At 44.9% G+C, this 1,974-nt stretch carries 2 protein-coding genes; both read left to right on the top strand.

Annotated elements, in window-relative coordinates; translation table 11 throughout:
- Positions 1–702 (top strand): T9SS type A sorting domain-containing protein (locus tag EYO21_05370; protein HIB03236.1); only part of this gene is annotated, 702 nt, incomplete at its 5' end.
- Positions 703–757: 55 nt separating this feature from the next.
- Positions 758–1,927 carry a T9SS type A sorting domain-containing protein gene (locus EYO21_05365; protein HIB03235.1) on the top strand — a complete coding sequence of 390 codons (1,170 nt, stop codon included), beginning with the start codon at positions 758–760 and terminating at the stop codon, positions 1,925–1,927.
- The last annotated feature ends 47 nt before the right edge of the window (positions 1,928–1,974 follow it).

The raw sequence follows: 1,974 nt of genomic DNA, 5'->3' as shown, positions 1-1,974 counted from the left end.
TCTTTCACACTCACGGTGACACCAGTCAATGATCTGCCTTCAGAGTTTAATCTTTACTCTCCGGCCAACGAAGCGCTCGTGATCATCAATGATAACACCTATTCTGATTCCCTCATTTTTTTTTGGAGCGAGTCGCAGGACGCTGACGGCGATACACTCTTTTATTCGTGGGTGGGAACGGGCGGACTGGAACAACTTGACATTGTAGACATGATTGGAAACGAATTCACCATTGCCTACGCTACTATCTATGACATGATCGACCAGAGCCATCTTGACCACTGGTCGGAAGCTTCAGAGATTACTGGCACCTGGACAGTTGTGGCGAAGGATAAAGAGTCCAACGTTCAGGCGGTTAACGGACCGTTTAATCTGACTATCCGTGAGAATGTACTGGCTCTTGATGGGCGGGAACTGCTGCCCGATATTTTTGCCCTTCATGAGAATTATCCCAATCCGTTCAATCCTGTCACCAATATTACTTATGATCTGCCCGAAAGGAGTAAGGTGAGACTCACCGTATTCGACATCACCGGAAGGCGGATCAGGCAGATAGTTAACGGTTATCAGGAGGCGGGTTTCCAATCCGCTGTGTGGGAAGGGACCGATGATACGGGACGGCCAGTAAGCGGTGGGCTTTATTTCTATCAGCTCCAGGCGGGGGAATTTGTAAAAACTAGAAAAATGCTGCTCATCAAATGATCCAGATGTTTAATAATGCAAAGGCTCTCATACTAGAACTCACAGGTTGATTGTGATGAAATATCTCAGAATCTCGCTTTTGGTATTTTTTCTGATCGGCACTGTTCATGCTGAAAAGAAGCGTGCCTTTCTTGAGATGGTTTCAACAGAAACCTGTCCTTACTGTGTCGCTGTCACTGGTTTCTTGCACGATTGGAATAATCCAGGGAGTCCATCTTATTTGGGTCATGATATGGCCCGTAACTGGATCATCATTCATTTTCACAGGGAAGATCATTTGAACGGTCTCATGGAAAACTCCAACAGTCAGAGTGATCCTGTTGATTACAGGTTTACAAGCGGAAATGGTTTTCCTTATTCAGAATCGCTGGGGTGGTATCCGTGGTTTGTTTTTGGAGGCGAAATGCAGGTTCTTTCTGTATGGGAAGATCTTCCCAGCTATGCCGCAAATATGATGGATGAAGAAACTCCCCTCTCTCTATCTCTTGAAGGGACCCTGTTCAGTGAATATGATGCTCTGGTTAAGTTGACCATTACCTCTGAAGAAGATCTTTCCTCAAAAGATTTACGACTTTTCGTTGCTGCCACCATGGATTCCGTTGTACATGTAAACGAGAGTGATGCAAATCAGGATTACCATCACGATGTATTCTTAAGCTGGGTTGGTAATGCAGGGCAGGGAGCAGATTGCGGTGACGGGTGTGAGGATGGTCAGTCTATTTCCCTTGGGAAGGATGAAACAGTCGTAAAAACCTATTCTTGGACCCTTGATGAAAATCCTCCTGTTAATCCTGACCCTTATGTAAACCCAATTTCCTGGGATAAGAAGAACATCAAGATAGTTGCTTTTGTTCAAGATTTCGGAACATCTGAAATATTGCAGGCGGCAACCATTGCCAGGACAGGGGGGATTCAAACAGGTATAAATGATGAATTAGTATTGCCTGACGGTTTTGCCTTGAAACAAAACTATCCCAATCCCTTCAATCCCACTACAACCATTTCCTATGACTTGCCGGAACAGGCTCAGGTCACCCTTGGTATCTATGATATATTGGGTAAACAGATAACGACTCTGGTCAACCAGTCACAGGATGCTGGTAAAAGAATAGCTGTCTGGGATGGCACTGATGATTTGGGGAGACAAGTGAGTGCTGGTGTCTATCTTTACCAGATACAGGCTGGTGATTTCAGTCAAACTCGGAAGATGCTGCTCTTGAAATGATTTTGTTTTCTCAAACACTTGCGTAAACTTGGCCGATGACTGGAATA

The sequence above is a fragment of the Candidatus Neomarinimicrobiota bacterium genome (assembly GCA_012964825.1).
GTDB lineage: Bacteria > Fidelibacterota > Marinisomatia > Marinisomatales > S15-B10 > UBA2125.
This window is presented reverse-complemented; position numbering and strand designations above follow the sequence as displayed.

Excerpts from the sequence above, each read along its gene's own strand:
- EYO21_05365 (HIB03235.1), top strand. The coding sequence starts at position 758 with ATGAAATATCTCAGAATCTCGCTTTTGGTATTTTTTCTGATCGGCACT.